Annotated in this window: 20 protein-coding genes and 1 pseudogene; 4 read left to right on the forward strand and 17 right to left on the reverse strand. The window is 37.1% G+C overall.

Annotated elements, in window-relative coordinates:
• Nucleotides 1-230: 230 nt before the first annotated feature.
• The 13 genes and pseudogenes from CD03_RS0115325 to CD03_RS0115385 form a co-directional block, all read right to left on the reverse strand.
• Complete coding sequence (locus tag CD03_RS0115325; protein ID WP_027294409.1) at nucleotides 231-1,301, reverse strand: oxidoreductase; 1,071 nt, start codon at nucleotides 1,299-1,301, stop codon at nucleotides 231-233.
• A 42-nt stretch (nucleotides 1,302-1,343) separates the two neighbouring features.
• Nucleotides 1,344-2,495 carry an HNH endonuclease domain-containing protein gene (locus CD03_RS0115330; protein ID WP_027294410.1) on the reverse strand — a complete coding sequence of 384 codons (1,152 nt, stop codon included), beginning with the start codon at nucleotides 2,493-2,495 and terminating at the stop codon, nucleotides 1,344-1,346.
• Nucleotides 2,496-2,552: 57 nt separating this feature from the next.
• Nucleotides 2,553-2,939, reverse strand: a complete 387-nt coding sequence (locus tag CD03_RS0115335) for a (deoxy)nucleoside triphosphate pyrophosphohydrolase (protein WP_027294411.1) — start codon at nucleotides 2,937-2,939, stop codon at nucleotides 2,553-2,555.
• Nucleotides 2,940-2,961: 22 nt separating this feature from the next.
• Entirely contained in the window at nucleotides 2,962-5,856 is a 2,895-nt protein-coding gene (locus CD03_RS0115340; protein WP_044289410.1) for a DUF3427 domain-containing protein, read from the reverse strand.
• Nucleotides 5,857-6,414: 558 nt separating this feature from the next.
• Complete coding sequence (locus CD03_RS36765) at nucleotides 6,415-10,188, reverse strand: AAA domain-containing protein (protein WP_156042910.1); 3,774 nt, start codon at nucleotides 10,186-10,188, stop codon at nucleotides 6,415-6,417.
• Between the two features lie 14 nt (nucleotides 10,189-10,202).
• Nucleotides 10,203-10,940 (reverse strand): hypothetical protein, encoded by a 738-nt coding sequence (locus tag CD03_RS0115350; RefSeq protein WP_027294414.1) that lies wholly within the window; start codon nucleotides 10,938-10,940, stop codon nucleotides 10,203-10,205.
• Between the two features lie 379 nt (nucleotides 10,941-11,319).
• Entirely contained in the window at nucleotides 11,320-12,327 is a 1,008-nt protein-coding gene (locus CD03_RS0115355; RefSeq protein ID WP_027294415.1) for a PDDEXK nuclease domain-containing protein, read from the reverse strand.
• A gap of 104 nt (nucleotides 12,328-12,431) precedes the next feature.
• Nucleotides 12,432-12,872 (reverse strand): hypothetical protein, encoded by a 441-nt coding sequence (locus tag CD03_RS0115360; RefSeq protein ID WP_027294416.1) that lies wholly within the window; start codon nucleotides 12,870-12,872, stop codon nucleotides 12,432-12,434.
• A gap of 11 nt (nucleotides 12,873-12,883) precedes the next feature.
• Entirely contained in the window at nucleotides 12,884-13,636 is a 753-nt protein-coding gene (locus CD03_RS0115365; protein WP_156042912.1) for a hypothetical protein, read from the reverse strand.
• A 349-nt stretch (nucleotides 13,637-13,985) separates the two neighbouring features.
• Complete coding sequence (rlmD, locus tag CD03_RS0115370) at nucleotides 13,986-15,347, reverse strand: 23S rRNA (uracil(1939)-C(5))-methyltransferase RlmD (protein ID WP_027294418.1); 1,362 nt, start codon at nucleotides 15,345-15,347, stop codon at nucleotides 13,986-13,988.
• 561 nt (nucleotides 15,348-15,908) lie between these two features.
• Nucleotides 15,909-16,124, reverse strand: a pseudogene (locus CD03_RS0115375) (hypothetical protein); the annotation flags it as partial.
• An 83-nt stretch (nucleotides 16,125-16,207) separates the two neighbouring features.
• Nucleotides 16,208-18,415: a DNA helicase PcrA gene (pcrA, locus tag CD03_RS0115380; RefSeq protein ID WP_027294420.1), complete on the reverse strand. Its 2,208-nt coding sequence runs from the start codon at nucleotides 18,413-18,415 to the stop codon at nucleotides 16,208-16,210.
• Between the two features lie 104 nt (nucleotides 18,416-18,519).
• Nucleotides 18,520-18,750, reverse strand: a complete 231-nt coding sequence (locus tag CD03_RS0115385; protein ID WP_027294421.1) for a hypothetical protein — start codon at nucleotides 18,748-18,750, stop codon at nucleotides 18,520-18,522.
• 386 nt (nucleotides 18,751-19,136) lie between these two features.
• Here CD03_RS0115385 and CD03_RS36125 point away from each other — a divergent pair, with 386 nt between their 5' ends.
• The 3 genes from CD03_RS36125 to CD03_RS0115400 all read left to right on the forward strand — a co-directional run bounded on the left by CD03_RS36125 (nucleotide 19,137) and on the right by CD03_RS0115400 (nucleotide 20,528).
• Entirely contained in the window at nucleotides 19,137-19,610 is a 474-nt protein-coding gene (locus CD03_RS36125; RefSeq protein ID WP_027294422.1) for a hypothetical protein, read from the forward strand.
• A gap of 17 nt (nucleotides 19,611-19,627) precedes the next feature.
• On the forward strand, nucleotides 19,628-19,798 hold the full coding sequence (locus CD03_RS37870) for a hypothetical protein (RefSeq protein ID WP_156042914.1): 171 nt from the start codon (nucleotides 19,628-19,630) through the stop codon (nucleotides 19,796-19,798).
• A gap of 118 nt (nucleotides 19,799-19,916) precedes the next feature.
• On the forward strand, nucleotides 19,917-20,528 hold the full coding sequence (locus CD03_RS0115400) for a DUF1836 domain-containing protein (RefSeq protein ID WP_027294423.1): 612 nt from the start codon (nucleotides 19,917-19,919) through the stop codon (nucleotides 20,526-20,528).
• Between the two features lie 107 nt (nucleotides 20,529-20,635).
• Here the strand turns inward: CD03_RS0115400 and CD03_RS0115405 are convergent, their stop codons facing one another.
• From CD03_RS0115405 to CD03_RS0115420, 4 genes are all read right to left on the reverse strand, one after another.
• Nucleotides 20,636-20,932: a YerC/YecD family TrpR-related protein gene (locus CD03_RS0115405; RefSeq protein WP_027294424.1), complete on the reverse strand. Its 297-nt coding sequence runs from the start codon at nucleotides 20,930-20,932 to the stop codon at nucleotides 20,636-20,638.
• A gap of 71 nt (nucleotides 20,933-21,003) precedes the next feature.
• Nucleotides 21,004-21,726: a phosphatase gene (locus CD03_RS0115410; protein WP_027294425.1), complete on the reverse strand. Its 723-nt coding sequence runs from the start codon at nucleotides 21,724-21,726 to the stop codon at nucleotides 21,004-21,006.
• Nucleotides 21,727-21,874: 148 nt separating this feature from the next.
• Entirely contained in the window at nucleotides 21,875-22,237 is a 363-nt protein-coding gene (locus CD03_RS0115415; RefSeq protein WP_027294426.1) for a PqqD family protein, read from the reverse strand.
• 2 nt (nucleotides 22,238-22,239) lie between these two features.
• Entirely contained in the window at nucleotides 22,240-24,180 is a 1,941-nt protein-coding gene (locus tag CD03_RS0115420; RefSeq protein WP_027294427.1) for an OPT family oligopeptide transporter, read from the reverse strand.
• 191 nt (nucleotides 24,181-24,371) lie between these two features.
• On the opposite strand from CD03_RS0115420, the gene CD03_RS0115425 reads away from it, so the two are divergent.
• Complete coding sequence (locus CD03_RS0115425; RefSeq protein ID WP_027294428.1) at nucleotides 24,372-25,367, forward strand: ABC transporter substrate-binding protein; 996 nt, start codon at nucleotides 24,372-24,374, stop codon at nucleotides 25,365-25,367.
• Nucleotides 25,368-25,391 lie beyond the last annotated feature (24 nt).

The following is a 25,391-nucleotide window of genomic DNA, read 5'->3' on the forward strand; positions in this document are numbered from 1 at the left end:
TAAAACCCCTTCAAAGTCTCCCGCATTTCCTTTTATGTGTTATTCTCTTCTTATAAATCACGCATACTACAGAACCTGTTGAAAGTGAGTGTTACTCGTAAATTGTTCTCTTCCGAAGTTGACTCTATTACGCTGGACAGCCAGCCCCCAACCGCCCAACAATTATATTAGAGGAAAAACTTTATGGATAAAGATTTCTACTAAACAAAAGGCATCCGTAACAAACAATTCTATTGAACAATTTCCCTCTGCCTTTTAAGCAGTATCCTTCCTTTACACGTCTCCATTTCCCTGCTCCAGGTACACTCTTTGCAATGCAGACATTTACCAGGATTTCGACCCTCAAGTGCATCTTTTGCCCAGTTTGGGTTTACCATGATTCCCCGCGCAATATCTACTATATCTACATTGGTTTTCTGAAGTACGTCTTTTGCCATTTTCGGGCTCATAATACTGTTAACTGCAAATACCGGTACTGATACCGCCCTTTTAATCTCCTGAGCCGCATAAATGCATGGCTGAAAAGGAAATTCTTCTGGTGCAGCCGGTTCATCTTCACCAGAGAATCCATAAGAAATATCCAGGAAGTCAATGCCCTCCTCTTCCAGTATTTTTGCAAATCTCAGTGATGCCTCCAAATCAGGCTCAAATCCTCCCAAACGAATACCCACCACAAAATCTGAAGGGACTTTATCTTTAATAGCTCTTAAAATCTCAACCGCAAATTTCTGGGGATACCTTCCATACTCATCTTTTCTTCTATTTACCCTGCAATTAAAAAACTCACACATCAGATATTGGTGGCAGCCATGTAATTCCACTCCGTCATATCCCGCTTTATAAGCGCGGACTGCAGCATCCACAAACGCTTGCTGGGTCTTATGTATTTCCTCCAACGTCATTTCTCTTCCAGCGTTTTCGCCCCCGTTTTTCTGAAAACGATAATTGCTAGGGCACAAAAGCTCCTTTTCCACACCTGCAACACCTGCATGATGTATCTGTATAAATATTGGACAGTCTTCCTGATGTACAGCCTGAACAATGGCAGAAAGCCCTTCTATCTGACTATCTTTCCAGATACCAAGCTGTCGCCTGGACAGACGGCCTAATTCATCTACGCAGGTTGCTTCCTGAATAATTAAGCCAGTCCCTCCTTTTGCTATATTCCTGTAATGTTCAATGTGCTGCTCTGTAACAGAACCATCTTCCCTCCCTGCACTGTAACATACTACAGGTGGAAAACAGATACGATTTTTAATTTTGAGATTTTTTATATGAAATGGCTGGAATAATTGATCCATCTTGATACCTCTGCTTTCATTTTAATTACTGAGATAAATGCGTCACTGCTCGTACCACCAGATTCCATAGCCCTGGTTATTGGCAATCTGATACAGGGGTTCGATTGTTTGTCTAAGGGATGTGACAAAGGCATCACGTCCCCTTGCGCAATTATCGATGTGGCGTATATCACGGTTGATTGTAAGAAACTGATCCATAGTCTTTTTGTTGATCTGCGGTATCTTCTTTGCAGCTAGAAAGGCCTGAAACTGATACTGACAAAAGCCATTAAGATACCGGTCCAAGTCCGGCAATTTATTTCCCTTCTGACTGTTTACATTTTTAAACGCCGGATATAAATTCCATATTTCATTATGTAAAACAAAGCTCCAGGGTATAAAATGGTCGATGCTAACCGTTCCAAACCGTTCCTTATTTTCTTTCGTAAATGGCTGCCCAGTGTATAAGTCCGGTAAATGTTCTCTCTCCTGTACCAGTTCCCAATATTTTGACGCTTCAGACAATTTCCTTTGTATAGGTGGAAATATTTTAAACGGAATAGCAGGAACATTCAAATTGCGTGCCTGAATATACTCAATTAATTTGTAATGCATCCACCCTTCTATCACTGCTGCATTGGTCTTGATATAATCAGACCAACTTTTCGAAACCGTAAGGGTTCCATTTATTCGATCCATTACGTATAAGGCATGATTGTGATCATTCTTATTATACTTTTCAATCAGTCCGTTTACATCTTTATCTTTGAAAGTATGATCCGTTTTCTTTTCAAATTCAATTTCCCGTTGATAAAATGGCCGGATTAATCTATAAGGTACCATATTGGTAAAGTCTTTTACTTTTTTTAATAAAAGCTTATCTTCACTACAATAAACAAACTCTACGATCTTTTCTTCCTGCTCTTCTCTGGGAACCTTTAATTCTCTGTGAATATACCAAATAGCATCTGCCAATTTATCTGAATGCCCAAGACTTAAATTAAAATACACTACAGGATACCATGCCCCAGCTATCATTCTGGCTACAAGTCTTTTGTATTCCAGAATTCTTTCACCTTTTTGTATTTCTGTAAAAATTCCTTTGAACCAATAAATTTTGTAACTGGAAGAGAACTTATCCAGCATACTTTCCAAGTAACCGGATTCCACGGTTGTAGATGCTGGGAGGATTTGATGGATGGGCGGATTGGGCATTATTACCCCTCCTTTCTTTGTAAATTAAACTATAAAGATATAACACAAATACTTTAATTACATGTTTCTTTTTAATATATGAACAATTTCAACATCTGCTGGAAGCCAGTTTACTTTATCTAATTCTTCTTTGGTTAACCATCTGGCGGCTTCGTGCTCTAATAAGGTGAATTCTCCCTTTATTAGTTCACAAATAAAGCAATGCATGGTTAAATGGAATTGGGGATAATCATATTTTACTGTGTGCAAAAAATGGTTTACCTTTATCTCCGCATCTAATTCTTCTTTTATTTCTCTTATAATTGCATTTTCTAGAGACTCTCCATTTTCTACCTTTCCACCTGGAAATTCCCAACCATCTTTAAAATCTCCATAACCGCGTTGGGTTGCCAGAATTTTATCACCGTTTTGTATGATAGCGGCTACTACCTCGATTGTCTTCATAAAGTTATCCTCCTAAACATCTTTAACTTACAATATACTCGAAAAGATCATCCCTCACAGGCGTAAGCAATTTATAATGTATTTCTACTGCTTTTTTAGATGTATTTGGCATAGTAAACTCTTGAGCCTCACCTGTTGCGCTTATTTTGCCTAAATAGTAAAATTCCTTAGAAATTTTATCATCTTTATTCTTTCGAACGAACAGTTCCATTTGCACCCCTAGCTCTTCTGCATGTAAAGCAGTGTAGACATCATCGGATAATAGATTTCTACCTGATTTTGAAATTGCAATTAAATTGGAAGGATCGATCAATCGATCCTCATACCTAATTGTATCTTGAATTCCTTCTGATTTATCATAATTTATAAATACAGGATAAGTTTTTGTTTTTTTATCATATTTGTATCCGCCTATATTTAACGCCACATCTCCTTTTTCCCACTCTAACAGCCGGCATACATCATCATAAGTATATTTCTGATACAATTGAAATTCTGTATCCATATAGCGTTTCGAATAATTCTTGTGATATCGATTTAATCCGAATTCTATTATCTCGTTTATCATTAAATTGAATTCTCGATCTTGTATTAAATCATGAAATTTCTTACTTACTTTATAATCATATCCGTCTTCTTCAATAAAAATACAATCTTTATATGTAACTTTACCTGTTCCTGCCACAAACTTATTAGTCAAAATATTTTTTAAGTTTTCTTTTGTTTGTTCCGTTACATCAATCTCATAATCATTTTTTAATTTTTTCTTTAAATATCCAAATAATCCCTGTTTATATAATAGTAACCTCTTTATTACCTCTAACTCATGTACTCTTTTTCCTGAAGCAAATTTTTTAGAAATAAACTCTATGAATTTTTCTTGTTGCTCGGAAAACCGTATATTATATTCTTTTTCATATTTAACTAAGAATTTATAATAAGATCCTAACGAGTTATTATCAAAAATACGTAGAATATCCATTTCCCCATAGTCATCAAAATCCTGCATTTTAGGTATTCTGCCCAATTTATTCTTTAAATGTTGGTAACTTTCTTTAATAAGCCTTACTTCATTAAAATTCGCAACATCTATTGATTCATAAATTCTCTTTCTGGTAATTTCATCAAAATGAATTGTGGAACATCCTGGTATCACTCGATTCCCTTCAGCAATATATTTTCTTAATGTGTCTTTATTATAAGTTCGATCTCCAGATAAAGCAATTGGTATCAAAAAATTCTTTTGATAATTACCAATAAAGTCAATTATTACAACATACTCTTTTTCTTTTGCCTTGCGAAGTCCGCGCCCTAATTGCTGCACAAAAATAATCGCCGACTGGGTAGGTCTCAACATTACAATTTGATTTACTTCTGGTATATCTACCCCCTCATTAAAAATATCAACCGTAAAAATATAATCTAAAGCATTCTCATATTCAGCCTGCTCTAATCGCTCAATCGCGTCTTCACGTTCTTCTTGGGAATTTTGGCCGGATAGAGCAATGGTATGATAACCTCTTTCATTGAATAAATAAGATAATTCCATTGCTTCTTTATTGGTACTGCAGAATATTAACCCCTTTACCCGACTCCCACTGTGACCATAAAACTTAATTTGTCGAATAATATTTTCAACACGATCAGAAGATATTAAATAACGAAATTCGGTGTTATCATCTACTATTTGACCATCTATTATAAGGTCCGTAATTCCAAAATAGTGAAATGGACATAATAAATTTTCTTCCATTGCTCTTTGCAACCGAATTTCATAAGCGATATTGTGGTCAAACAATTGAAAAATATCAAAACCATCCGTACGTTCAGGACTCGCTGTCATTCCTAGTAAAAACGCTGGTTTAAAATAATTCATTATTCTTCTATAACTATCTGCACCAGCTTTATGCGTTTCATCAATAATTATATATTCAAAGTAATCCGGCTCATATCTTTGAAGGTTTGTTTCTTTTGACATAGTTTGTACTGTGGAAAATAAGTAATCCGCATTATAATCCTGCCTATTTCCTGTAAATAACCCTGCATCAATATTCCAACCTAAGACTTTTTTAAAACTTTCCATTGCTTGCTTCAATATCTGCTCTCTATGTACTAAAAATAACATTTTTTGAGGTTTTACATTACGAACATCAAAAGCGCTTAAATAAGTTTTTCCTGTTCCAGTTGCAGATATTAATAATGCTTTATTCTTCTTTTCGGCTCTAAGATTTGCTAATGATCTCGTGGCCTCTATTTGCATACTATTCGGCTTTAAAACGGACGATTTTATATTTTCTTCCTTTTGTTGACTCCTTAATTTTCTATTTTCAAGGTAAATTTCTTCATAGTTTAAGATCCAGTCTTCACATAATATTTCTGCTTCGTTCCACATCCTCGTAAACTCGTCATTGCTTTCTTTTATCAACTCACCATTTTCCATAGAAGTTATTTTTATATTCCACTCTTTATTTGACTTTAAAGCACCTTGTGTCATATTTGAACTGCCAACAATAAATACATGATTTTCGTCACTTTTAAACATATATCCTTTAGTATGAAACATTTCTCGTGTATATACCCGCACTTCAATATTAGAAAATTTCAATAAATCCCTTAATGCATCTGGTTCATTAAATGCCAAATAATCCGTAGTAAGTATTTGCCCCACTATCCCCCTATTTGTAATTTCCTTCAAAGTTTCCTTAACTGCTATTAAGCCACTTTTTGTGACAAATGCTACTGAAAACCAGAAAGAACTACATCTTTGTAACTCACTTTCGATACAAGCCAAAACAGTATTTCCTCTATTTGTATCATTATAAAGAAGCTTAGGACGTAAAAATTCTTTAGATTCATAATTTATATCAATCAAACTCGTTCTAGCTGCTTCTAGGATTTGATCAGCCATATTCTTCATACTCGTACTCCTTAAGATCCTAAATATTTTTCTCTTTTTTTTATTATCAAATATTACGAAGCAATTTCTCGAACATCATTTATTACTTTTTGAAGAGCATAATCCCTTACCGTAATAAGTATTTTTACATTATATCCATCTAGTTCCATATTGGCGTAACGAATAATATGCTAAACCATGTTTTCTCTTAACCTGTGCGATGTAAATAGTAGATACTTTGAATCCATACTTTTCAAGCACATAATTTTGAATTTGTTTATAAGTAGATTTACTCTCTGCACTTGTTAAGTCCATTTCGGCAATCGGAAGTTCCACTCTGATATGTCTTATTACATCTAGTTTGGAGAGTAACACGATTGTCTCAACATGCGGCGAAAGATGGTTTTTATACTACATGACAAAAGTTAGTCTTCGCCCCGTTGAATTTTCTTTATCAGAACAACACCTTTGGTATGACATATATCATAAAATTTCGTCGGCAACATCTATCTCTTACCAATATAGACGTCAAGTAGCTAGATGTCAGCGTATATCAAGAACTTGACTGCTCTTTCGCATTTATAGTTTCTTTCCTACTATACTTTCATGAAAAACTCCGCCGATTTTTGGATTTCGCTGGTCTTTGTCGTCATCCTGCTCAAATTCATAATGAATCAGTTGTCTCATATCCTGCCATTTAAACCATTGAGAATGGCAGCAGAGATTTCTTTTTTTAGTAAGCAGGTTCAACTTTTTATCAAATGAATTCCACCACTTAACATCAAATGAATTCTCACCCAATGATTTCATGAGACGATCTAATTCGCTGGATTTTTGCCTGAGCGTATATTCGATAACGCCAATCATCAAATCTCTAATCGCTGCATCTTTCAGTTTAAGCTTATTGTTTCGCACCTTAATCTCATATTCCGGAAACCTTCTTTTTAACCCGTCAGCAAAATTAGCATTAAGCTGCAGTTCCAACGCTTTACAGAATAAAATTGCGCAGCAGGAAGCATCTAAATTTGTATTACTCAGATATACCGGCTCAAGTAAATAATACAATTTGATCCCAAATATAATATACCTTTTAATATTGTCCGGTAGCTTATCCAGCTCATCAAAATCATGAAAGCCAAAAAACTGCAGCTGTTCACTGCTTAATCTCGTCTCCAGAAATCCCGCTTTATCCAAGTTGTTGATAAATCCCTCAGCTTCAACCGAATACTCTGTATCACCTTCTTCGTTTATATGTTCATCAACAGGAAAGGACGACAAAGAAGGGATGTGTTTTGCCGCTTTAGGGTATTCTTCCAGTTTTTCCTGTTCACTCAAATTGCTCCTTTGCAGAGAGTCAATTTGTTTTAAGGCAAAAGTATCCATAATCGCCTTCATTTCACCAACAAACAGATTTCTTTGCCAAACTCTTATATCCCCCAGCACATAAAGACGGTATTTCGCTCTTGAGACAGCCACATTGACAACATTACTGTTTACCCATTGAACTGCCCCTTCTGCATCTTTACTGCCATCACAACCCAATACAAAAATCACTTCTTCAGCTTCTTTCCCCTGAAAAGTATGTACCGTACCAATATTATCCGAGAGCCAATCTTCCTTTAATGAACTCTTGTTTATCTCGGAATTTCTGTTTCGATAACAATAGTCCTTTATATATCCCCGGATTCCAGATACTACGGATTTAAAAGGGCTGATAATATAAAGATCCGGAAAATTGCTGTTTTTAAATGCTATATCTAAGATTTCACATACTTTTTCCCCTTGTTCTTTGACAAAATGATCCTTTCTTCCGTTTTCTGTACCTGCAATATTCATCCACCGGGAGTTCCAGTAAATAAATTTTTCATCTTTTTCATCTCCTGGCTGTTTTGTCTGCTGTTTCATAATTCCGCCATATGAAATTTTGTTGGATATATCATACATTGGGGATATACACCTGCGATGAACAAGCAGTGGGCAACCCACCCATTCCGAATAATCCGTACCATTTGACAGATAGGTTCCAAACGGATTCAAAATATCCGCACACTTTTGCACCGACAACGTTTTATCTTTATAATGCCGATATACTTCTTCATTATAAGACTTCTTTAATAGTTCCAGATCATCAGTTACAACTGGTTCAACCTGTTTTGGATCGCCAACAATAACTGCCCTTCTTGAACGGTATAATGCCCCGACTGCAACCTGAGGCTGTGCCTGTCCAGCTTCATCAATAATCAGTGTGCCGATCGTCCCCGGATTTTTAATATCTCTCAGCAGTGTCCCGATGGAAGCAAACGTCGAAGATATGACCGGTACCAAAAGAAAGAGTGTCTGATACAACGCTCCCACCATCTGTTCTTTGTCCTTTTTGCCAAACATTACCCGTTCCTTATCTTCATTTACACGCAGCCCCCAATACTGCCCCAGTGAAACAAAATTATCACGGCAACATCTAGAATTTAATATAAATTCTCTTGTCAGCTGTAAAGCATAATACATCAGCTTTTCTCTTTCACGATTATAATAATCAGTAGTCCACAAATTACTGACTTGAGCACGGGTAGAGACAACTTCGTCACTTGAAAGTAAATCCGCGACAAAGTGACTGTCTAATATTATCCCCTTGTAACAGTCATCTTTGGCCCGAAACTTCTCTATCTCCTGTTCACATTGTTTTTTTATCAGCTGTATCTTCTCATTCCATCCGGCGCGCTTCGCCTCACAGTCCTGTATCTCACTATTTATTTCTGCTTCCTGTTTTATCACATTTTGCAATTCTGTTTCTTTCACTTTTAGCAGAGATTCTGTATACTTGCATTGATTATGTATCGCGTTAACCTTTGCTTGCAGATCAACTATTTGAGTTTCTGCTTCTCCTACCTTCATTTGGAATTCTTGAGCTTGCTGACGATACGACTCAGCCAGATTCTCGGCATCCTGGCATTTTCTCTTATTGAAGATTCTGGCGAAGAAACCGACAGTACCAGTGGTAGATAATGCCTTTTGTTGCGCCTCTATTACTGATTGTTTATATTCGGCACATTCCTTTCTGGCCACCTCACATGCATCGTTTAGTTCATGCTCTTTTTGTAATGCATGATTTATTTCTTGTTTACGGCTTTCTATAAGATTCTGATATTCCGTTTTCGCCATGGCCAAGTGTTCCAGTCTCTGTTTCGCTGCAGTAACTGAGTTTATACAATCCAAGCATTTCGTTCTGCCTTCTCGCTCTGTCTGTTTCGCACGCAAGACAATGTCACTCAGCGAGGTCAATTCTTTTTGAATTTTTTCAACTTTCTGCAATTGCTGTAAAAAATCTTTTTGTGCATTAGCATATAAATCTATACGTCTATCTTTAAATTTGCCGTCCGGATAAAAGTCCCAACACAGCGGTTCCAAAACATTATAATAAAAAGACTTGATATTTGACTTTTTGCCCAATGGCGCAGCTACCAGACCCCATGCATCAGTCGTATCCAACAAATAGCGGGCATATCCAGAAAAATAGATTTCCTTATATCGCCCTTCCTTATTCTCTTTTCGGTTATAGAGCAGCTCAGATTTACTGCTTTTTTCAACCCGGAAAAGTTCTTCAACCTCGCCTAATTGCTGTTTAAATAAGTCACTATCTTTATCATTTGTTGTCAGATTATTTAAAATGCCACTTTCCAATGGCAGCTCTTTTGTTATGTTTTCGACTGCAGTATTATTAGACGATGTTACCAATAAGCTATAATCATTGATCCTGTCATCTTTTATTGAATACCAGTAAGGAACATATTTGGAATAACCTCCGTTTGCCTTTTCTCCTTCTGAAAACTTATGTTTTTCAAATGCCTCATCAGGATCATGATACTGCGCCAGACACTTGGCCTTTTCAATAATATTGTCAGCGACCAGTTCTTTCAATAACGTCGTTTTTCCAGTACCCGGAGGACCATTTACCGAAAACATATTTCCTTTGGGACCGAATTCACCTGCCATCTCTTTTCCGGTGACCAGGTTAATTGCAACTTGCTGCATCAATGCCGGCGTATAGCGTGACGGCCATTTCCCCAGCGACGCATTTCTGAGACTCAACACTTCATGTAACCAAAGCTCCAAATCCTCAGGATTTTTAACATTGATTAAATCCTGGCGTTCCCATATATTATTTTCATCATTAGGTGCATTGATATAATTAATAAGATCTTTACACATCCCTTTGGCATGGCTAAACTCGCTGCTTTCAGACCAATTTTTTAACATCTTTAAATCATTTGAATAATAATCATGTCTTAATCCTAAATAATTATCCTCATCATATTTATCCCGTGCCTGTTCATTCTTAAAAAATTGGACTGACACACCATACACTTCTTCTACAGAATCCAACTCCCCCGCTTTACAGGTTTAAATTTATAAATATATTGATGCTTAATCTGCAAGTACAGTTTCGTTATTGTATCTAACGTGACACTCTCTTCCGAAAATACCGGCATCAGTATCCGATTCTTCTTGGAGTGTGCTTCTTCTCCTAATCCATCGGAAGTACTGACTTTCCTCTCCAACACCGTCGCAATACTGCTTATATCATCTTGGTAAGCACTTTCTGACAAACTGTCTGACAACTGCGAACCGGAAGTCTGATCCAGTCTACTTATCGCCCAGATAACCGTAGAAAGAGAAAATGTATGGTCTATATATTGTCCGTTAGGTGTTAGTTGAAAGCTTGCAACCGCAATATTATCATAGCTTTTTTCAGGCCTGTTTGAAGACTCAGTTTCAAAATATTGGGCAATCGTTTGGATACAAAGTTCTCTTCGGACTTTTCCAATATAAATGGTTATATTACCCCAGGTTCCCATCTCACAGTCTTCACATTCCTTTTTTATTACATTATACAGGGACTGCCCTCTTTTTACCTCAAAAAACGAAGTGATCTGTTTTCTCGTATTTTTATCTTTATCTTTCAGACTCAGCTTTTTTTTATACGCCTTAACTTTATGTTGATTAAACAGTGCATTTGTACACGCTTCATATGAGTCCTGACCTAAAAATTCGGTTGCAAACCAATATTCCAATATCTGAATTGCAATTTTATCTTTTTGCAAATTCACAAATATTACCTCCTAAATCTTATGTCATCATTTCGATATCATTGTTAAATGGCCATTTTACCAAAACATACATTTCCCTTACCCCACCACAGTAACCGGAAACAGATTGCCTTCCATTCAACCACAAAAGCACACCTACATATCCACCTCAAATCACCAAAACCCTTTGATTTACCGGACTTTCCGCTCCAGCAACACCACCGTCTCTACATGCATTGGAACAAAGGTTTTATACTACATGGCAGAAGTATTTTCATTACATAATGGTGGAGTAAATTTTTTCGATGATTTTACCTCTCTTACCCCTTTTGAAGGAAAATTACCCCTTTATGAATAAATTTACCCCCTCCCACCAAAATTACATTATCTTTAAGTAAAATTAATTTGATTTTTCTTTATCATATTCCAATGCTCTATACTCTCTTTGCAATTCCTGTAACAGCTCTTCTTCGCTTGGAAGATATAGCTTATACTTTGATGCAAAAATCTGTGTTTCATTTTCTGGCAATGTATACTTTACCACAGATTCACTTTTATCCGCGCACAGTACAATCCCTATTGGCGGATTATCTCCTTCATTCATCAATTCACGTTCGTAGTAATGCACATACATTTGCATCTGCCCTAAATCCTGATGTGTCAAGTCTCCAATTTTTAAATCAATTAATACAAAGCATTTCAAAATGTAATTATAAAACACAAGATCTATTCGGAAATGCCGGCCATCAAATGTAATCCTCTTTTGTCTGGCAACAAAAGAAAACCCTCTCCCCAACTCTAAGAGGAATTTCTGCAAATGTGTTATCAACGCCTCTTCAAGGTCGCTCTCATAAAAATCATCATTCGGACTTAAGCCCAGAAACTCTAATACATATGGATCGCGTATAATATCCTCTGGAACTTTTGTGGGTTCCAATTTCTGGATTTCTTCCGAAACTTTTTCTTTATTTTGGCTGGACAACAACCTTTCATAAAAAAACGAATTAATCTGTCTTTCTAACTGCCGTGTGCTCCAACTTGATTTTATTGCTTCTTCTGTATAGAATTCACGGGCATTTTCATTTTCCACGCGCATAAGCAGGCGATAATGTGTCCAACTCAATTCGTCACGCAGTGCGTGACTATTTGGAAAAGTCAGATAAAACTGTCTCATGTATTTAAGATTAGTCGGCGTAAAACCTTTTCCAAAATCTACCGTCATCTGTTTGGATAATTCCGCTATTAATCTGCTGCCATACTCTGCTTTTTCATAGCCATCCTGCTGTTCCACAATACTCTTTCCTATGTTCCAATACGCTTCCACCATTGCAAAGTTTGCAGTTTGATATACTTTGTTTCTGGCTTCAGATAGAATTCTTTTAATTTGTTCATAAAATTGTTGTTCCATAAATCTCCTTTAGCCTAAACACTTATACTAGAGTCACTTAACATTTATCTATTTATTGTAATGCAACAAAATCTACAATCGTCTCTTTTACTACATACACCAACTCAATTTGATAACATGGATGCTTTTGAATATAGCATTTGAATAATTTTCATTACTTGATCTGATGATAATACTTCCTTAATTGAGTTTACAAACGAATCTTTATCCTGACAGTTATATCTAGGTATAAAATTTTCGCAATCTTCTTCGTAACTGCTCCCTACAGTAATGGCAACCGGGTATTCATTTTCTGGATCAGAATACATAATTAAAATAGATTTTTCATAATTGTCAAGAGCTGGAACTATCACATTGAATATAGTTGCAACTTTGAATTCAATTTCATCAGTTTTTACTTTCATAAAAACTGGCCTTCCATAAATTGTAAAGCTTGTTTTTTCACCCAATAGATTAATTTGTTCCTTTAGAATGCTATCTGGCATATCCTTGGTATTTTTTTCTAAATCCTTGACATCTTTGAATCCCCATAAATCTAGTGACATATCAAAACCTCCTATATAATTTCAAATTTTAATGGCAAATGATCGGAATAATTAACTTTATTTATAATATCCTTGCTCATAAATTTATGCTTTTCTGTTTTCTCAATTATATCAAAAAACTCCCAGCTAAACCTATCAATGAAGAATGGTCTAATCAAGACTTCATCAAACGAATACCAAAATATAGATTTCTCCTGTTGATCATTGCTACTATAATATGTACCTTGTGCAAGCTGATTATCACCCATCAATTTCCATGTTGGGTTAAAATAGAAATATTTTTGTTCACCTTCAACTTTACGTGTTTTCTTTCTAGCCTTTATTATAGACATCGTAGCATTAAATCCATATACACTTGAAATACCCTGGGAATAGGGTTGTAAATTAAAATCTCCCACTATAATACTTTTAAATTCAGAATCTTTAAAAATATCTTCTTCCATCTTCAGCAATATTCTGCTAACATTTATGGCCCTTATATCTCTTGCACTTTCTTCCATAAACATAGGACTTGATAGATGAACAACGTTAAATAAGTAAACTTCCTTTTCATTATCTATTTTATATGTTGCAAATCTTTTATCCTCTTTATGAGGAGTTATATGAACATTGGTTTTAGCCAGTACTCTGATATCTCCTTCTGGACATATCTCAACACTTTTCCATTCTTGGTATTGTAACTTTAACGAATTTATCAAACCTTGTATATCCAGATTTTGGGTTTCAACAAGGGCCACAATATCTATGTCATTTTCCAGAATCACTTGTAAAAGAGGTCCGATAAGATTCTTTTTATAGACATTCCAAAATAAATATTTAATCTTTAACACCACCGTTCTTAATATTTCCAGTTAATATATAGCTACATAAATTATATCAAATATTTAATGATGTGTAGAATTTTAGATAATTCTATTTATAGATTTGCTAAGGAGTGTATGTTTTTCCAATTTGTTTACCTTTTGCCAAAACGTCTATACTTTACTAGCCAAACCTCTTTCGCATACCCACTCGGCGTTACCCCATCCCCACTTCCGGGGAAACTTATCCATTTTAATTTCCGCTGAAACACAACTGCATTTCTATCCTATAACCCCTTAAATGCCCGTAGAATCAAGGTTTCCGAGTCAGCAATGCCACTGTCTCCACATGCCCAGTCCCAGGAAACATATCAACCCCCACAACCTTCACAACCTCATACCCTCTCCCCTGCAGCACTTCCAAATCCCTCACCAGACTGGTAGGCTTACAGGAAATATAAACCATTCTATCCACCCCAAAATCAATAATCTTCAACAAGGCCTTCGGATGAATCCCATCCCTTGGCGGATCAAGGACAATAAGATCTGGTTTTTCCTTAACTAAATCAATTGCTTTCAATACATCTCCTGCAATAAACTCACAATTATACAGATTATTCAAAGCCGCATTTACTTTAGCAGCTTTCACTGCCTCTTCTACGATCTCAATTCCAATCACTTTTTTTGCAACCGGAGCTAACATCTGTGCTATCGTTCCAGTGCCGCTGTAGAGGTCAAAAATTACTTTGTCTTTCGTCTCTCCCACATAGGAACGTGCTGTCTCATACAACACCTCTGCACCAAGTGAATTCGTCTGAAAGAATGAGAATGGAGAGATTTTGAATTTCAGCCCTAACAATTCTTCATAAAAATAATCCTGTCCATATAAAATTTTGGTTTCATCATTCTGAACCACATCCGCCAGACTGTCATTCAATGTATTTAATAGCCCAACGATTCTGCCTTCTAATTCTAATTCCAAAAGCCTGTCCTTCAGTCCCTCCAGACTGGGAACTGATTGCGTACTGGTTACAAGATCAATTAAAATTTCTCCTGTCTTTTGTCCTTTACGTACCAACAGGTGACGCAGGTATCCCTGGTGAGATAGCTTATGATAAAAACTAAGATCCGTTTCTTTAAAATATTCCAACACGCAGGCCAGAATCTTATTATAATCAGCATCCACGATTTCACACTGATCAACCGTTACAATATCGTAAAAGCTTCCCCTTTTATGCATACCTAATGCCAATGGGCCATCTTTAACTTCATCCCCAAATGAAAATTCCATTTTATTACGATATGCAAACTGTCGTGGGCTGCCTTTTATTCCCTCGAATTCATAATTCTGACAGACGCTGTCTACCAGATCTTTTACCTGTTTTTCTTTCATAGCCAGCTGAGTTGGATAATCCAGATTCTGATATGTACAGCCACCGCAGATACCAAAATGCGGGCAGGAGGGTTCTACTTCCACAGGTGACTTTTCAATTACTTCTAACAAACGTCCCTCGCATTTTCCTTTTCGGATTTTATTGATGGAAAAGCGTACTTTCTGTCCGGGAACTCCATTTTTTACTATTACTGTTTTTGTTTCATTCTCAACTTCTACAATCCCTTTGTTAGGGAATACAACTTCTTTTATAACACCTTCTAATACTTGACCTTTTTTCACTATAACTTACGCTCCATTTACATTTCATATTTTTCGTAATGACTCTTTGTTATCTTTAATCAAAAACTATCCATGTTTTATATTTTACATTAATATATATCACTCTGCATAATATAAATATTTTTCTTTTACCAGTATGCGAAAACATTACTCTGGAAATATATATATTCTTTATAGCTAAATGTTTATTATCAATATTAACTAAACTAATTTTTTAGCTGCCCTTTCGCTTAAAATAGAATTCCATCTCATCTTGTTTTCTACCAACATATAAATAATATTTTCTATGAACCAGTGAAGAAATCATATGATTAAACCACTATGCTTATATTTAAAAATATGCTTCAAAGCAACATATATCTACAACATATTTTCACAACATTTATCCAATATCTCTATTTTACCAAATCTCTCGACATATTACAATTTTTTCGTAAAAAAAAGCAGGTGCCAAATGACATCTGCCCTTTTATGCATTTTTAATTAATCTACTGCGTCTTCAACGGCGTCTTTCACTTTTTCTGCTGCTTCTTTGACGTCTTCTTTTACATCGTCAATTATATCATCCGCATCATCAAAATAATCATCGAAATCATCATCAAAGTCCTCTTCAAAGTCTTCCAGATAATCCGGCGTGAAATAACGATAAACACCATAAGCGATTGCTGCTACTGCTGCTACAGCACCGATAATTGCCAAAACCCAAAGCACTGTATTTTTGTTTTTGTCATCCTCTTTTTTCTGTAATGCAGCCAGTAATTCTTCAAATTTGTTCATATCCTTACACGTCCTTTCATTAGATTTACTCTTATGACTAGTATATCACTAAATACTAAATTTTACTATATGAAAAAAATATTTTATACTTTCTTTAGTTTTGCAAAGGCCGCAAACATCTTTTTTATGCCTGCTTTTTCGAAGTTGACGGTTACTTCATAGTCCTTGCCGCCTTCTACGATTCCCTCTACGGTTCCTATGCCGAATTTAATGTGTTTTACCTGATCTCCAACACCGTAATCCAAGGTATCCGCCTTCTTTACCTGGAATTGTTTGGGATCAAATATTTTTGTTTTGAATGCTGTTTTTGCCTGGGCATAATTGGTTGGTTTTGGAATATCTTCCACTTTATCCTTCACCTGTCCGCCAACAGCTACCAGGTCCCGTGGTATTTCCCGGATGAATCTGGATACTTTGTTATACTGTGTTTCACCGCGGATCATTCGCTGCTTTGCACTGGTCAGGGTCAAACGCTGCTTTGCTCTTGTAATTCCCACGTAACACAGACGGCGCTCTTCTTCGATATCCAGGGGATCGTCGGAAGTTATAGTCATATAACTCGGGAATATGCCATCTTCCATTCCGGCCAGATACACGTTTGGAAACTCCAGTCCTTTGGCACTATGCAGGGTCATCAGTACTACATGGCTGCTCTCTTCATCCAGGTTATCGATGTCCGCTACCAGGGCTACTTCTTCTAAAAATCCGCTCAGTGACGGCTCTTCAGCATCACTTTCATAAGATACAACTTTAGTGATCAATTCATCGATATTTTCAATTCTGGCTCTCGCCTCATCGGTGTCTTCTGCTTCCAGTTCTTTTACATAGCCGGTTTCGTCGATGATTGATTTCATAATTTCCTGTACTGACAGATAATCCAGTTTACTGCGCAGTGTCTGGATGAAGGTTACAAATGGTTTTATTTTTACTGCACTTCTTCCCAGTGTTGCAATGCTCTCAGCATCTTTTAACGCATCATAGAAGCTCATATCATACTCATCTGCATATTCCTGCACCTTGCCAAGGGAAGTGGCTCCGATACCCCTTTTTGGTACATTAATGATTCTCTTAACTGCCAGGTCGTCCATGGCATTATCTACCGTCTTTAAATAAGCCAGAAGGTCTTTGATTTCTTTTCTGGCGTAGAAATTTACGCCCCCGATGATTTTATAAGGAATATTTGCCATCAGGAATTTTTCTTCGAACATACGGGACTGGGCATTCGTTCGATAGAGAATCGCGCAATCCTTATATTCATAATTGCCTTCTCGTATATTCTGCGCAATATCTCCCACAATATACTCTGCTTCATCAAAAGCAGTTAAAAATTGACGAAAATGAATTAAATCACCTTCCTCATTATCGGTCCAGAGTGTTTTTTCTTTTCTGCCTACATTGTTTCGAATCACATCATTGGCGGCATTTAAGATATTCTGGGTGGAACGGTAATTCTGCTCCAGTTTAATTGTTCTTGCATTGGCGAACATTTTTTCAAAATTTAAAATATTTCCGATATTGGCACCACGGAATTTGTAAATAGACTGGTCATCATCACCCACTACACAAAGGTTCTGATATTTTTCTGCAAACAGACTTACCAGCTTAAACTGTGCCGTATTGGTATCCTGATACTCATCTACCATGATGTATTTGAATCGTTCCTGATAGTAATCCAATACATCCGGGCAATTCTGGAACAGCTCTACTGTTTTTACAATTAAATCATCAAAATCCAGCGCATTATTGCTGTGAAGCTGCTTCTGGTATTCTTTATAAGCCTGTGCAATTTTCTGCTTTCCAAAGTCACCTGCAACATTTAATTCGTATGCCTGCGGACTAACCAGTTCGTCTTTTGCAGATGAAATAGCTCCCAGCAGTGCTTTTTCTTTATATACTTTAGTATCTATCTGCAGGCGTTTGCAGACATCCTTCATCAGAGTTTTCTGATCGTCGCTGTCATAAATGGTAAAATTATTCGTATAACCCAATCGGTCTATGTAACGTCTTAAGATTCTGACACAGGTAGAGTGGAATGTGGATACCCAGATACTTTCGGATCCGAAACCCACCAGGCTGTCTACACGCTCACGCATCTCTCCTGCCGCTTTATTTGTAAAGGTAATTGCCATAATATTCCACGGGTTTACCCCTTTTTCTTCAATCAGATATGCAATGCGGTGTGTCAGAACCCTGGTCTTGCCGGAACCTGCCCCAGCCAGTAATAATAACGGACCTTCCGTATGGAATACCGCCGATTTCTGCATGTCATTCAATGTATCGTATATGCTCATTGTAATACCACCTAACTTTTAGTCTCGGGTTTTATTATATAATAAAATGAGGCTTCTGTCACCAAGAATCCACATTTTTCATCTTATTTTAAGATTATTCCCCTCTATTCATCAAAAGCCGCGGTGACGATGTAACCTCTTGGGGTATTTTCAATTTTCTTAATGATCCCTTTTCTTGCCTTAATTCTTCTGCCAGACGGAAAGCACCCGGACATAGCGACTGCAGGCTCTATGATATAGCTGTAATTCATCGAGGTGTTGATCTCTACGATCTCTACTTCCTGTCCTTCCTCTACCAGCCCCGGCCTTTCCATCTTAAACTGTTCTTCACGCATTAATTTTCATTCCTTTCCATAGATATACCTCTAATATCTTAGTACATTCCCTCCTAATTTGCAACCCTCCATTCCTCTTATTACATGACACCCACCATTCCTCTTATTACATGCTTCTTATTACAGGCATTTTAATTACATCCCCACTTATTACATGCACATTTATTACATGCTCCCTCATTACATGCACTCACATTATATGCTCATTCATTACATACTCGCTCATTGTGTACCGATACATTCCCTATATTCTACACGCCTATATTCATCTTCTACACGAATAGAGCTATATCTCAATCTGAAATATCTTTACCTTAAGCCAAACCGGTTGAAGGGTACCCAAATCGGTGTTACACTAAATTAAAAAAATGAAAGGAGTCAATGTTATGAAACGCCGTTACCTCATATATAACATTCTGATGTGCCTGCCTTTGATTCTGACCCTGATCAGCTTGTATTTCCTACCGGATAAAATCACGACTTCAGTTAATTTATCCAATAGCGGAATGAATGTCATCGGGAGTAAGTATGAACTTTTGATTTTCCCTATTTTTACTCTGGCAATCTGTGCATTCGTGAAGGTTATTTTGAAATCGGAAGATGCTCATATTGCAGGCATCATCCTGGTTGTTATTTTTAATCTTATCACAATAATTACAATAATTGGTACCTTTTCCCATGATACAGATATTTCCGCATTTTTTAAGAACGGAATTAACTTTAAGCCTTCTCTTGCTGTTGTTACCTGGATTATTGGAATCTTTATTTTTCTGGGTGGAATCACGATGTGCTTTGCCAAAAAACCGGTGGGTATTTACTCCGTTATGAAAGCCCGGAACAGGAGAAAATATCTGATCTGAAAAAATATAACCATGCGGTGGGATTTCTGTTTATGGGATATTCACTGTTCTTTATAGCAAGCGGATTTGTGGGATTGAAGGATCAGACATTATGTACGGTGTGCCTCACTCTGAGTGCAATGCCGGGCTGTATCATTATCATGATCATCTATGAATGTGTTATTGCTAAAAAATACGTTTTAAGGTAGAAATTGCAATTATGTTTTTCTCTGATATTGTAGATAGTATTAAGAAATATTACAAACTACAATAAAAACATTTACAAATAGTAATGAAAACTATATAATGTAATCAGAGGTGAACAAGATGACAATAGATACAGATGATATGATAAACAGCATATTGCGCAGCTTATCCAGAATTGATTATATCAAACCTGCAGATATTCCAAATATTGACCTATACATGGACCAGGTAACTACTTTTATGGATTCGCACTTAGCCCATTCGAAACGAAATTCAGATGATAAAATTTTGACAAAGACCATGATTAATAATTATGCTAAAAATGACCTGCTTCCGCCACCGCTGAAGAAAAAGTATTCAAAAGAACATCTGCTGGTTTTGATTTTTATATATTATTTTAAAGGCGTGCTATCCATCACTGACATTCAGACACTGCTCCATCCCATAACAGAAAAATACTTTCATAACGATTCCGACTTTAATATGGAGACACTCTACCAGGAAGTATTCAGTTTGGAGAAAAGCCAGGTAAATGAAATTTCTAAGGATATTTTGGAAAAATACAATACTTCCCAGAAGACCTTTGAAAATGCAGATGAAGAAGATCAGGCATTTCTAAAACATTTTTCTTTTATCTGCCTGCTGAGTTTTGATGTATATATTAAAAAACAGCTGATTGAAAAATTAATTGATGAACTTCCAAAAAAAGATTTAGAAAAAAGTAAAAAGTGAAAATCAAAAATCTAATATCAAAAATCTAATATCAAAAATCTAAAAACAGGCAGGATGCTTTTTAAAGAGCAGCTCTGCCTGTTTTATATTCTTCTATCTTTTTAATATTACTGCTTTTTTTCCTGCATACGGTCGAATACCATTTCATACCCATCATTACCATAATTCAATGAACGGTTTACTCTGCTGATGGTTGCCGTAGATGCTCCTGTCTTTTCTGCAATTTCCAGATACGTTTTATGCTCTCTTAGCATCTTAGCTACCTCAAAACGCTGTGATAAAGAAAGCAATTCATTAACAGTACATACGTCTTCAAAGAATAAATAACATTCTTCTTTATCTTTTAGATTTAAAATAGCCTCAAACAGTTGGTCAACTGCTTCTGTCCTGATTTTTTTGCTCATAAAATTACCCCTTCATTCGTTCGTTGTTGTACTTTATATATTAGCACAGCGAAACTTTAGTGTAAAGAAGTTTATCGATTTTTATAGCGGTTGATATACTTTTTGTATTCATCCACAGAACGATTTACGATTAATTCTTCCGGAAATTCAAAGCATTCAAACAGTTTGTCTATAAACTGATGATTTCCCACATCTGCGGCGCAGTGGGCATCACTGCCTAAGATGATTGGTACCTGATATTTTTTACACATTTCCAACATCACAATATCATTTGGGATTGGGTTCTCTCTGGCTCCCAGGGGATGCAGGGAATTGTTATTAAGTTCTAACAGTACCTGATGTTCTTTTGCCCCCAGGACAAGCGCTTCATAGTCCAGCGGGAAACGGCTGTCATCCGGATGTCCGATAATATTAATATATGGATTTTTCATGGCATTCAGACATGCTCTTGTATTCTCTTCTCTTGTACCGGATTTTATGCAGGGTGTGTGCAGGCTTGCAATTGCCACATCCATTTTTTTCAAAAGGCTGTCATCCATGTCCAGATTACCGTCATAATCCAGTACATTAACTTCTGCCCCAAATAAAACTTCTATTCCACACATGCTGCGCTCCAATATACGCAGGTTCATGAAGTAGTATTCATGGCAGGTCCCCGGCATCTTAGGTGCATGCTCAGTAATCCCAAGCAGTTCCAGACCTTTTGCTGCAGCCTCATAGGCCATTTCATGAATCGTACTGTATGCATGTCCGCTGGCCAGCGTATGTGTATGTGAATCTAATACGTATCTCATCTCGTTAACCTTCTTTCTGTTCTAACATGGTTATTATACGTGTTTCATGGGGAAATTTCAAGTTCCGTTTTCCTTTTATGATAATTTTGTTCCAATAAAGTGTCTTTCACAGAAAAACAGCCCGGCTGAATCACCGGGCTGTCTGTAATTATTTTTTCTTTTTCTTTTCACTCACATATCCAATAAAATTGTTCTGATACAATGTCTGAAAAAATCTCGTCATGCGTTCATACAACGGTTCAGCTTTATCGCCAAACTGTACTTTCATCTCATTTGCGATTTGAAATACTGTTTTTCTGCCATCCATCAGCTGCCACGCAAAGCTTCCGTAGTTATCCAGTGTAATATGACTGAATCTGGGTCTTTTAAATACTTTCTGGGCAATCCAATTGTAGAAACCTTTATTTTCCATGTGAACGACTACGTTCCCTTTTTTATCCAGATCCCATTCAAACTTAGGATTACAGATCGGAACAAAGTCAAGATAATTCTTCTTGTTTTTCTTTCCCATTCTTATGCCTTAGCTTTCTTTTCCTTTAAGAATAAAGAGAACTTCAATAATGAGAAGATTAAAAGTGCAAAGAAGATTAATCCTACGATCTTAGCAACGCTTTCCGGGAATATACCACCGCCAACTTTGGCGATAATGTCTCCAAGAGATTCACCTTTAATTTGGATAATTGCAAATACAGCCAGCAGGATACCAACTAAACCTTCTCCGGCAATCAGACCAGAACAGTAAAGAACACCGCCATCGATGGCATTTTTCTTTTTCTTCTCGTCCATTCCCTTTTTCTTTTCAATAAATAATCTTACGAGTCCACCAGCCATCATAGGTGTGCTTAAATGGATTGGAAGATATAAACCAACTGCAAATGGAAGTACCGGGATTCCTAATACTTCTACTACAAGTGCAATGAACACACCGGCAAATACCAGGTTCCATGGTAAGTTACCGCCCATAACACCTTCTACTACCATCTTCATCAGAGTAGCCTGTGGTGCAGGAAGTTCAGCAGAACCATATCCCCATGCTTCATTTAACAGATATAAGATACCACCGATAGCAATCGCCGCAGCTAATACACCGATAACCTCACCAATCTGCTGTTTCTTAGGTGTAGCACCCAAAATATAACCTGTCTTTAAATCCTGTGAAGTATCACCTGCAATTGCTGCGATAATACAGATAACAGAACCGATTGCAATTGCTGCGGTCATACCACTCTGTCCAACCTGTCCGGTTGCTTTCAATGCCATTGATGAAATCAGCAGTGTTGCAATAGCCATACCGGAAACCGGGTTATTACTGCTTCCAATCAATCCAACCATACGTGAAGATACAGTTGCAAAGAAGAATCCGAATACTACGATCAAAACAGCACTAAATAAGTTTACCGGAATAATCGGGATCAGCCAGATTGCAATAGCCAATGCAAGTATAGAAATAAAAATAACCGGCATGGAAAGATCCTGGTCAGTACGAATGTTGGAATTAGCAGTTGCGCCTTTTCCATATCCTTTAATAGCGTCCTTGAAAGTTTTGATGATAAGTGGCAGTGACTTAATTAAACTTAAGATACCACCGCATGCTACAGCTCCTGCACCAATGTACTTAATGTAATTGGACCAGATACCAAAAGATCCTCCCTCTTCATAAATCTGAGCGATCGGTATAGTAGCCGGGAACAATGTAACATTTGCACCAAATAATACGATTAATGGCATTAACACAAACCATCCGAGTACACCACCTGCAAACAGATATGATGAAATCTTTGGTCCGCAGATATAACCAACACCTAACAGTGCTGGTAATACGTCCATACCAACACCCGCTCCTTTATAAGCAGGAATTTCATAATGTACTTCACTTGGGAATAATTTAAATCCGTCTGTGATAAATTTGTAAGCTGCAGCAATACCTAAACCAGCAAATACAGTGGACGCTTTTGCACCACCCTGCTCACCAGCCAAAAGTACTTCAGCACATGCCATACCTTCCGGATATGGAAGTGTTCCGTGTTCCTGTACAATTAAGGCTTTACGAAGAGGTACCATGAAGAGAACTCCTAATGTACCACCGATAAATGCAATAATTGCAATCTCAAGTAAAGACGGTGCTGCTGTTCCCCACTCTTTTGCCCACAAAAATAACGCTGGCAGCGTGAAAATAGCACCTGCGGCTACAGACTCACCGGCAGAACCAATCGTCTGTACCATGTTGTTCTCCAATACGGAGTCTTTTCTCAAAATGACGCGGATAACGCCCATTGAGATAACGGCAGCTGGAATTGATGCAGATACGGTCATACCTACACGAAGTCCAAGATACGCATTTGCGCCACCGAACAGAACAGCCAGCAATACACCCAGGATGATGGCTGTCGGCGTAAATTCCGGTACTGACTTGTCAGCAGGAATATACGGCTTGAAACTTTGTTTTTCGTTCATGTGTCTTTCTCCCTTTATCTTTTTTGTTCGTGTTATTATAACATGATTTTGTTCATAATATCAACTAATTTTACATAATTTCTTTAGTATTTGTTAATCTTTTTTATTTATCTTTTAGATTTGTTGGTTTTCTTTGCAACTTTTACGCAATTTTTCATATCTTATAGCATTAGATCTTTTGGAGGTAAGTTATGAAAAAAAAGCTTTTACTGTTAGCTGCTTTTACAGTTCTTCTGGCATTGACCTGTATCGGCTGTAAAAAAGAATCGGACACACTGACCAAAGTTACTTTAAATGAAGTGGCACATTCCATCTTCTACGCACCACAGTATGTGGCAATTCAGGAAGGTTATTTTGCGGAAGAAGGAATTGAACTGGAGCTTGTCACAGGATTTGGTGCGGACAAAACTATGACCGCTGTAGTATCGGGTGATGCTGACATCGGTTTTATGGGAAGCGAATCTACCATTTACGCCTATAACGAAGGAGCCTCAGATTATGTGGTAAACTTTGCACAGCTCACTCAGCGTGCAGGTAACTTCCTGGTTGCAAGACAGGATATGCCTGATTTTACCTGGAGTGACCTGAAAGGAAAAAATGTTCTTGGCGGCCGCAAAGGCGGTATGCCTGAAATGGTATTCGAGTACATCTTAAAACAAAATGGATTGAATCCGGCAACCGATTTAAATATAGACCAAAGTATTGATTTTGGATCTACAGCTGCTGCATTCTCCGGCGGTCAGGGTGACTTTACGGTAGAATTTGAGCCTGGTGCCACTTCTCTTGAAAAAGAAGGCAGCGGCCACGTTGTTGCCTCCCTCGGTACGGATTCCGGTTATGTGCCATACACCGCATACAGCGCTAAAGGCAGTTTCATCAAAAAGAATCCTGAAATTATCCAGGGCTTCACCGATGCCCTGCAAAAAGGTATGGACTATGTGAATTCCCATACGCCGGAAGAAATCGCAAAAATTATTGAACCGCAGTTTAAAGAAACAGATCTTGCTACAATTACAACCATTGTAAAACGTTACCACGAACAGGAAACCTGGAAAGATAACATGGTATTTGAAGAAAATAGTTTCAATCTCCTTCAGGATATCCTGGATAATGCCGGGGAACTGAGCCAGCGCGCACCTTATGATAAGCTGGTTAATACTAGTTTTGCCCAAAAAGCGGCAAAATAACAATAAAATGCCATCTGTATATTT

Origin of the sequence: Robinsoniella sp. KNHs210 (assembly GCF_000686105.1) — a bacterium.
Lineage (GTDB): Bacteria > Bacillota > Clostridia > Lachnospirales > Lachnospiraceae > Robinsoniella > Robinsoniella peoriensis.

What these genes read in the sequence shown, in the direction of transcription:
- CD03_RS0115325 (WP_027294409.1), bottom strand. Translation starts at nt 1,301, where the DNA reads ATGGATCAATTATTCCAGCCATTTCATATAAAAAATCTCAAAATTAAA.
- CD03_RS0115330 (WP_027294410.1), bottom strand. Translation starts at nt 2,495, where the DNA reads ATGCCCAATCCGCCCATCCATCAAATCCTCCCAGCATCTACAACCGTG.
- CD03_RS0115335 (WP_027294411.1), bottom strand. Translation starts at nt 2,939, where the DNA reads ATGAAGACAATCGAGGTAGTAGCCGCTATCATACAAAACGGTGATAAA.
- CD03_RS0115340 (WP_044289410.1), bottom strand. Translation starts at nt 5,856, where the DNA reads ATGAAGAATATGGCTGATCAAATCCTAGAAGCAGCTAGAACGAGTTTG.
- CD03_RS0115355 (WP_027294415.1), bottom strand. Translation starts at nt 12,327, where the DNA reads ATGGAACAACAATTTTATGAACAAATTAAAAGAATTCTATCTGAAGCC.
- CD03_RS0115360 (WP_027294416.1), bottom strand. Translation starts at nt 12,872, where the DNA reads ATGTCACTAGATTTATGGGGATTCAAAGATGTCAAGGATTTAGAAAAA.
- pcrA (WP_027294420.1), bottom strand. Translation starts at nt 18,415, where the DNA reads ATGAGCATATACGATACATTGAATGACATGCAGAAATCGGCGGTATTC.
- CD03_RS0115385 (WP_027294421.1), bottom strand. Translation starts at nt 18,750, where the DNA reads ATGCGTGAAGAACAGTTTAAGATGGAAAGGCCGGGGCTGGTAGAGGAA.
- CD03_RS36125 (WP_027294422.1), top strand. Translation starts at nt 19,137, where the DNA reads ATGAAACGCCGTTACCTCATATATAACATTCTGATGTGCCTGCCTTTG.
- CD03_RS0115400 (WP_027294423.1), top strand. Translation starts at nt 19,917, where the DNA reads ATGACAATAGATACAGATGATATGATAAACAGCATATTGCGCAGCTTA.
- CD03_RS0115405 (WP_027294424.1), bottom strand. Translation starts at nt 20,932, where the DNA reads ATGAGCAAAAAAATCAGGACAGAAGCAGTTGACCAACTGTTTGAGGCT.
- CD03_RS0115410 (WP_027294425.1), bottom strand. Translation starts at nt 21,726, where the DNA reads ATGAGATACGTATTAGATTCACATACACATACGCTGGCCAGCGGACAT.
- CD03_RS0115415 (WP_027294426.1), bottom strand. Translation starts at nt 22,237, where the DNA reads ATGGGAAAGAAAAACAAGAAGAATTATCTTGACTTTGTTCCGATCTGT.
- CD03_RS0115420 (WP_027294427.1), bottom strand. Translation starts at nt 24,180, where the DNA reads ATGAACGAAAAACAAAGTTTCAAGCCGTATATTCCTGCTGACAAGTCA.
- CD03_RS0115425 (WP_027294428.1), top strand. Translation starts at nt 24,372, where the DNA reads ATGAAAAAAAAGCTTTTACTGTTAGCTGCTTTTACAGTTCTTCTGGCA.